At 21.7% G+C, this 7,759-nt stretch carries 13 protein-coding genes; 8 read left to right on the forward strand and 5 right to left on the reverse strand.

All coding sequences use genetic code 4. The features are described from left to right. A partial coding sequence (locus tag RDJ14_RS04980; RefSeq protein WP_308150261.1) for a deoxyribodipyrimidine photo-lyase occupies positions 1-1,306 on the reverse strand: 1,306 nt, incomplete at its 3' end. A 174-nt stretch (positions 1,307-1,480) separates the two neighbouring features. On the opposite strand from RDJ14_RS04980, the gene RDJ14_RS04985 reads away from it, so the two are divergent. The 8 genes from RDJ14_RS04985 (at position 1,481) to RDJ14_RS05020 (ending at position 5,377) form a co-directional block, all read left to right on the forward strand. Further along, entirely contained in the window at positions 1,481-1,675 is a 195-nt protein-coding gene (locus RDJ14_RS04985) for a hypothetical protein (protein ID WP_308150262.1), read from the forward strand. Between the two features lie 163 nt (positions 1,676-1,838). Further along, the gene (locus RDJ14_RS04990) at positions 1,839-2,291 is read left to right on the forward strand and encodes a hypothetical protein (RefSeq protein WP_308150263.1); all 453 of its coding nucleotides are present in this window, start codon (positions 1,839-1,841) and stop codon (positions 2,289-2,291) included. 11 nt (positions 2,292-2,302) lie between these two features. Continuing rightward, entirely contained in the window at positions 2,303-2,569 is a 267-nt protein-coding gene (locus tag RDJ14_RS04995; protein ID WP_308150264.1) for a hypothetical protein, read from the forward strand. Further along, positions 2,569-2,739: a hypothetical protein gene (locus RDJ14_RS05000; RefSeq protein ID WP_308150265.1), complete on the forward strand. Its 171-nt coding sequence runs from the start codon at positions 2,569-2,571 to the stop codon at positions 2,737-2,739. The genes RDJ14_RS04995 and RDJ14_RS05000 overlap by 1 nt, the downstream gene beginning before the upstream one ends. Positions 2,740-2,801: 62 nt before the next feature. Next, on the forward strand, positions 2,802-3,746 hold the full coding sequence (locus RDJ14_RS05005) for a replication initiation protein (protein ID WP_308150266.1): 945 nt from the start codon (positions 2,802-2,804) through the stop codon (positions 3,744-3,746). A 126-nt stretch (positions 3,747-3,872) separates the two neighbouring features. Continuing rightward, the gene (locus RDJ14_RS05010) at positions 3,873-4,655 is read left to right on the forward strand and encodes a ParA family protein (RefSeq protein ID WP_308150267.1); all 783 of its coding nucleotides are present in this window, start codon (positions 3,873-3,875) and stop codon (positions 4,653-4,655) included. Then, positions 4,655-4,972, forward strand: a complete 318-nt coding sequence (locus tag RDJ14_RS05015; RefSeq protein WP_308150268.1) for a hypothetical protein — start codon at positions 4,655-4,657, stop codon at positions 4,970-4,972. Before RDJ14_RS05010 ends, RDJ14_RS05015 begins: the two co-directional genes overlap by 1 nt. Positions 4,973-5,062: 90 nt before the next feature. Next, positions 5,063-5,377, forward strand: a complete 315-nt coding sequence (locus RDJ14_RS05020; RefSeq protein WP_308150269.1) for an HU family DNA-binding protein — start codon at positions 5,063-5,065, stop codon at positions 5,375-5,377. 520 nt (positions 5,378-5,897) lie between these two features. Here the strand turns inward: RDJ14_RS05020 and RDJ14_RS05025 are convergent. From RDJ14_RS05025 to RDJ14_RS05040, 4 genes are all read right to left on the reverse strand, one after another. Then, a complete protein-coding gene (locus RDJ14_RS05025; RefSeq protein WP_308150270.1) occupies positions 5,898-6,392 on the reverse strand; it encodes a P-loop NTPase fold protein in 495 nt (164 codons plus the stop codon). Beyond that, positions 6,370-6,798 (reverse strand): P-loop NTPase fold protein, encoded by a 429-nt coding sequence (locus tag RDJ14_RS05030; protein ID WP_308150271.1) that lies wholly within the window; start codon positions 6,796-6,798, stop codon positions 6,370-6,372. Before RDJ14_RS05030 ends, RDJ14_RS05025 begins: the two co-directional genes overlap by 23 nt. Positions 6,799-6,976: 178 nt before the next feature. After that, on the reverse strand, positions 6,977-7,534 hold the full coding sequence (locus tag RDJ14_RS05035; protein WP_308150272.1) for a hypothetical protein: 558 nt from the start codon (positions 7,532-7,534) through the stop codon (positions 6,977-6,979). Positions 7,535-7,543: 9 nt separating this feature from the next. Continuing rightward, a partial coding sequence (locus tag RDJ14_RS05040) for an HMG-box domain-containing protein (RefSeq protein WP_308150273.1) occupies positions 7,544-7,759 on the reverse strand: 216 nt, incomplete at its 5' end.

Below are 7,759 nucleotides of genomic sequence, written 5' to 3' on the forward strand. Positions count from 1 at the left end.
TATAAATTTGAATATTACTTTTTAAATTTTGGTATCTTTTTTTAGCTTCTTGAACTGATTTTTTAAAATCAACAATTTCTTCTATATTTTTTGTTCTTGATAAAAAATGATTAATATAAACAAAATTAGGATCATATTTAATTTGTTGTAAATAAGGATTAAAAATTCTAATATATTGTTGAGCATCAAATCCTGTTCCTGCTACTCATTGTCATGAACATTGATTAACAATTGAATCATAATCAATTAATTTTTGAGCAAAATATTTTTCTCCTCATCTTCAATCAATATTTAAATTTTTTACTAAATAAGAACCACAAATCATACGTACACGGTTATGCATAGTACCATAATTATTTAATTCATTCATCCCAGCATCAATTAAAGGAATACCAGTTTCTCCTTTGCATCATTTTTTAAAATTCTCTATATTATTATCTCAAATAATATCATTCATTTTTTTAATTCAATTTGTTCCAAATTTTCATTTTTTTTCTATCATAGCATTATAAGTTGCTTGATAGAAAAAATCTCTTCATATCAATTGTCTAGAAAAACTATTATTAAAATAACCAAATCTTTGAATTGCTCAAAAATGAACTTCACGAATAGAAACTATTCCATATTTAATGGCTGTACTAATATGAGAAGTACTGTTTTTAATTAAATCAATTTTATCACGTTGATTTTGATAATCTTTTGATAAACGAGTAACAATAATTTCTACTTTTTCTCTTGTTAATGGTAAATTAAAGTCATTATCTTTTAATTGTTTAATATCTTCACAATTTGGTAGTTTCATAGCTCGAAATTTTGGAGTTTTTGATATTGTAATATTAAATTTATTTGTTTTAATTGCATTTCAATAAGGAGTAAAAATTTGATAAAAACTACCATCATCTTTTTTTATTTCATGAGGAGCAAAAAGCATATAATCATGAAATTCACGATAAATAAAACCAATTTCTTTTGCTAAATTTTTTAATTGTTGACTTCTTTCTAGAGCATAAGGGCTAAAATCTTTATTAGTGTAAATTTTATTAATAATTATTCCTTGATTAACTAAATTTCTGATTGCGTTTAATTCGTTTTCTGCTTTTAAAACATTAATATGAATTATTTTATTTAATTGTTTTAAACAAAAAATCATTGCTTGAAATGACTTTAGATTAAAAAATTTATTATTTTTAATTTGTTCATTTGTTAGGATAAAAATTAAATAAATTTCTTTTTCTTCTTTTGATAAAGCAATTAAACCTTTGTTATCATGTATACGAAAGTCTCGATGTAAAATAAAAATATTCATTTTTTTATTATAACCTTTTTTATTCATAAAAGTTTATTTTTTAAACATCATTAAATATTTCTATGTGGTGTTGTTCTAATTTTCAATTGTATGATTTGATTTGCTCACTTATAAATCTTTTCATAATTTCATTTGGAACTAGTCAAAGTATGTGAATATTTTTTAAAAGAAAACTTGGTTTTACAAGTTTGAGATGCTCAACAAAATCATATTTGTGAAAGTTTCTGACATAAAGTTGATCAAGACAAATGAGAATCTTGTAATAAAAACTCCAATATTACATTTGCTATTTATTATTCTTTAACTGAAATTTTTCAAAGACAAAAAGAATTTGTGTTAGAAACTTTTAAACAAAATTCTCATTTGTAAATAACCCAGAACAATTGTATAATATTCATGTTTATATAGAGTTTAAACAATGATAGTACGCTTGAGTTTAAGAATATGAATGGTTTTTTCATATTCTTAAACAACGCTAATAACATGCTTTATGGAACTAATTTAAGTATATAAAATTTAGGAGTGATTTTAAATGTTAGCTGAAGTATTTTTTGAACCTGAAAATGAAGAATTTAATCTTTATGTAGATGGTCATGAAATGAAAAATGGTAGCAGTTTTAAGAAGATTAAATGAAAACAAAACCAATTAGAATTTTTTAAAAGATTTAAAGAAATTAAACAGGATATTTGAATTCAAATATATGATATTTATTTAGATAAATTTAAAAATGTTATTGGTATAGGTTTTAGAATTACTCCTGAAGCCAGTTTTTATCATCAATATCCTGATATAGAATTTGATTTAAATGGTTTCATTATTGGTGACTTAGAAGCAGAATTAAAAGATATAAAAGTTAGTAGTCAAAAATGATATAAATTAGTTAATAATTTTTATAAAGTTTTGATTAAGTTACAAAATGAACAAAACCTAACAGTTATGGATTTATTTAACAAAAAAAATGATGAAGAAAAGTTGATAAATTAAGGAGTAATTTTATGAATCTAGATATTTCTGAAAACAATATTATTTTATTAGAAAATATAATTTTAAAAATCATTAATTATGGAGTTGGTGGTGTTTTGTGTTTACTTGGAATTATTACTATGGCCAGTCACGTATATTTAAAATTACCTTATCCAGATTGATTAATTATTGGTTTAGTTTCTACAATCGTTGGTTTTATTTTAGTTATGACTCATACAATTTTTAATTTTATTATTAAATTAATGAAAATTAAAAAATTAAAAAAGGAGAAAAGATAATGAAAAAATTACTAAGCATGCTTGCAGTTTCTACTTTGGTAGGAACAAGTGCAAGTAATTTAAAACCACTGTTTACAAGTAATGTAAGTCAAGGTTTTAAATCAAATCAATCAAATAAAAATAAAAAATCGTTACTGATGCCATCGAGCAAAGACCACACCAGTAACTAGATAATTGTATAATAAAAATTTTGATTAGTGAATTATAAAGATATGTTTTAAGGGGTTAGTTTATGGCAAATAGTTTAGTCGAAAAGAAAGAAAAACATTTTATTAAAAAATCAAATGTGATTGTTCGTGCAGTGACAAATGAGTCTGCAGGAATTATGACACAAAGATTGTTTAACTTTGCAATTTTAAGTTCGTTATATAAATTAGATTGAAATAAAAGAGAACCACATAAGTATATGGAATATTGACTTTCTGATTTTTGCAAATATTATGGTATTAAACAACACAAACTTTATGATAAAGTTGTTCATAAAAAACAAGAAATGACAGTAATTCAAAAAGAAATTGAGATTTTAACTAGTTATAAGTTTTTTTTATTTGATGAAACGAAAGATAAATTTGAGTTTATAAATTTATTTTTAAAAGGTGGAAATGACCAAGGCAAAATATATTTAGAAATTCATCAAAGTTTAGTAGCAGAACATTATTTAAATTTAAAATCTGATTATACAAATATTTATTTACCTTATACAAAAACTGTTACTAGTAAATATTCATTGCGTTTATATGAGTATTTACGTAGTTATTTGTATATGAATGCTAAAACCAAAAATACGCCAAATTTTAATCATGAGTGAGATTTTGAAAAACTTGCTAAAATATTGAATTTAAGTTTAAACAGTAGTTATTTTAGAAAAATAACAAATTTAAAATCAAAAATTTTAGAACCAGTGAAAAAAGATTTGTTAAAAACTGATATTATTTTTACTTATCAATTGATAAAAGTAGGTAGAAAATATAACAAGATAATTTTAAATACGCATTTAGATTTAGAAAAATTTAATGCTCAAAATCCTGAACTTGAAAAACTACCAACTAAAAAAGAATGTGTAAAGAAAGAAAAAATTATGGTTGAAAACAAACCGGAAAAATCAAAAATAATTGAAAATCCAATTTTAAGTGATGATGAAGTAAAAAAGATTATGCAAGATTTTGATAACCATTAAATAAATCATTTGTTTTATATAAATATAAAATATAAATAAATATTATTATAAATACATATATATAAATATAAAATATAAATATGATATAATATTTATATAATTTTATTATAGAAAGGAAATACATTAATGAAAAAAATAACACTAGCTAATTCTAAAGGTGGTTGTGGTAAAACAACATGTACGCTGGGGCTGGTTAGCATACTTTCTTCTATTGAAAAAAAAGTATTATTGTTTGATTTAGATCCGCAAGCTAACCTTACAAATTCGCTAATTGGCAATTATATTGATAGTAATAAAATTGAAAAATGATTTAAATCAAATTCAACGACAGAAGAATTATTAAATACATTTATTCAAACAGATAATTTAAATGTTGTACTTGTTCCCTCTTGAACAGAACTTGCTAATAAAGTTTTATCTGAATTAGATAAAAATTCTTTTGGAGTAACAATATTTATGAAAAATATTGAAAAAATGCAAATGATACTCAATGAAATATTTGATTATATTTTCTTTGATACATCACCAAAAGCAGATAAATTACTTACAAGCATGTTATTAGCTTGTGATTCTATTATTGTTCCAATTGAACCGCATTTGTACTCATATCAAGGTATTGATGTTATGACTAAACCATATCAGGAAGCTATAAACTCAATTAATAGTTTTGGTGGATTATTAACAAATAACATCAAATATTATTTTGTTAATAAAGTAAAAAAAGCAAAATTTCATGACGTAATGCTTGAATTAATTAGCAAGTCAAATATTGATGATAAATTACTAAACACGATGATTCCAGATACAATTTTTAGACAGCAAGAAACAATTATTAACAAATATAGAATTACTGAAAAAAATCCTTTCTATAATCTATATTTAGAATTATTAGAAAAGGATGTTCTTTAATGAGTGAAAAAAAATTAAGTACTTTAGAAAAGTTAAAAGTTATTGCTGAACAAAAAATACATTATCAAGATTCTAAAATAGATAAATCGATACCAGAAAATCACATAAATAATTTTAATATAAATAATAATGAAACAAGTAACATTCCTGTTTTTAAATCCTCTAAACAAGAATTTAAAACTATTTCGATTGATGCTGAAACAAAACTCATTATAAAAGAGTTAAAAGATTGAGGTGTACCAATTAATAATTCTGCTTTATTTAGAGTAGCTGTAAGACAATTTTATAAAGAATGAAAAAAGAAAAAAGAAGGTTAATTCATCACTTTTAAAATTGATAATCAGCACATGAATAACTTTTTGTTGAAATCATGTAAAATTATATTAAGAAAATTTTGGAGGGATATTATGAATAAAAAAGAATTAATTAAAGCAATTAGTAGTGAAATTAATATAAATCCAAAAGATGTTGAAAAGTGCATTGATAAACTTTCAGAAATTATCATTGCTAAAAATTCAATTGGTGAATTTGTTGATATTTCAAATCTTGGAAAATTCATGATTGTTAAAAAGAATGCAAGAACTGTCAGAAATCCAAAAACTGGTCAAACTTTACAAATGAATGAACATTACTCACCAAAATTTCAACCTAAATCTATTTACAAACAAACTATTAAATCAGCAATAATCACAAATGAAAATGATACAAACCCTGATGTTTAAAAAACTTAAATCAATTTTATAAAGAATGAAAAAATAAAAAAGAGGGTTAATTATTACTTGTAAAAAGGATTGTCAATCCACATTCCAGAGGAAAAGCAAAATGCTCAAATTGAGCATTTTTAAAATATTGATGTAATCAAATAATTTATTTTAGTTCACTATATTCTTTTATCTTTTATTTCTTCAATATTTATATTCAAATGATGATTTAAAGAATAATTAAATATTGTTAATTTCATAATTTCTTGAATAACTTTGTATGATAAATTTATTTTTGAATGTGTAATACAACCACATTGTATATTTTTAACATTTTTTATATAGTATTTTGCTGTTAAAATTTCTCAAAAAACAATTTTATGTTTTTGTATATTTAATTTGTTTAAATTTAAAAAACATCTATTGAGTTCAGTAGAATATATATCATTTTCCATTTTTTGTTTTTCTATTATAAATATAGAATTTAAATCACTTATTTTTGATAAATCATTTGCAAATAAAGGAAATATAAAATTAAAATTTAAACAAACTCTATTTTATTTAAATATTTTTTTGAATGATTTTCTTTTATTAAAGAATAAAAGTCATTATTTTGTTTATTCATTTCAATTTTCATAATTGTTTCTAAATTTTCAATTATTTTATTAATAAGTCTTGGATTTTTAATATCCATTTCTTTTAAAAATTGTTTAATAAATTCATTATCTGTAAAAATTAAATTTTCAGCATCAAAATGAATATCTAAATCAAAAACACTATTAAATAATTTATCAGTATAATTTTCAAGTTCATATTTGCTTTCATATTCTCTTTTATTTTCAATATATAATTTTTGATTAATAACTTCGTTATTAGATGAAACTATGAAAAAAATATTAGTTATTTTAAAAAATATATTTTTTATATAACTTAAAAATATAATTTGGTTAGTGGGTGTACACCTATCCAATTCATCAAAAATTATTACTATTTTTTTATTTTTAGTTTGATTATTAATTTCTTTTTTTTTGTTCATTTTCAATTTTTATATCCAAAAAAGGAAGTTTAAATGTCAAACCAATTGTTCATTTTTTTACTTTTTTAATTATTTCTGCTTTTTGTGTTACATAATCATTTGAAATATTGAAAAAAATTTTATTGAGTAAATCTTTAACTAAGTAAAAAAATGGTTCTGATAAAGTTTCATATTCTCATAAATTAAAAATGAAAAAATTTGGTTTTTCTTTTTTATTTTCAGACTGATAATAATATTCTAAATTATTTACAATTGTACTTTTACCACTACCTCATGAACCATTTATATTTAATATATTTTTTACTTCATCATCATTATTTACTAAATTTAAATTTGATTTTAATTCATTAAAAAATGATTTAATAAATTCATTAATTGGGTTAATAGCAATATCAATCATTTCCATTTTGTCATTTTGACTTGTTAATTTCTACTTTTTCTCCTCCCTTTTAAATACAAAAATAATATTACTTTAAAAATAAAAGTAATGAATTAAAAACTTTTTTAAGTTTAAAACTTTATCAAAAAAAATGCAACAAATTTTTATAAGTTAAATATCTCAGTTTTGGAAGTTTTAAAAGTTACTAGTTATCAGTGATTATTTCAATCTTATGAAAATCAGATTTTCATTTATAATTGATAATTTGTTGATAAATAAATTTCAACATACTTTCATTGGGAACAAGTCAAAGGATATGAATATCTTGTAGTAAATAACTTCGTAAGTTATTTAACTTCAATTTAAATTGTTCTTTGCTTTTTCTAGTTCTTTCTAATTCGACAATTATATCTTTATTTTCATAATGAACTAGTAGGTCGGGATAACCTTGCTTAGATTTATTATTTCCTCAATTATCTTTTATTAGGTGTCCGGTTGATTTTAGTTCTTTTTCAGTTTGATAAGAAATTATGTCATTTTGTTGAGACACTCATTTGATAAGTAAATCTTGATGAGCTAGTTCATTATAGTTAATTTTGATATAATTTTTACCTTGTCCTGATTTATTGTTTCCTAGACTTGAAAGCATGTAGATGTTTTTTCTGGTTAGTTGGTCAACTCGGATTAATTTTTTATCTACTAAAACTCTTAATAGAGTTTTAACTGCTAAAAAAGTTTTAGTTATTGATATTTTAAAATTCATTTAAAATTCTTATTTTTGAATTTCACTTTCATATCTTTGTTTATCTGCTAATGCTAAATTTTGATATTTTTCTTTTGCTTCGTTTGTCATTTCTTTTCAATGATTACCAATCAATTTGGCAACTTCTGCAACTTTTGATTTAAGTTCAGGTTTTTGTTGAATAATCTCTGCTCTTTTTTCTTTACTAAAAAGCATATAAGCATTCATTGGTCTTTTAACTTTATT

It is taken from the genome of Spiroplasma sp. AdecLV25b, from assembly GCF_030913225.1.
Lineage (GTDB): Bacteria > Bacillota_I > Bacilli_A > Mycoplasmatales > VBWQ01 > Spiroplasma_E.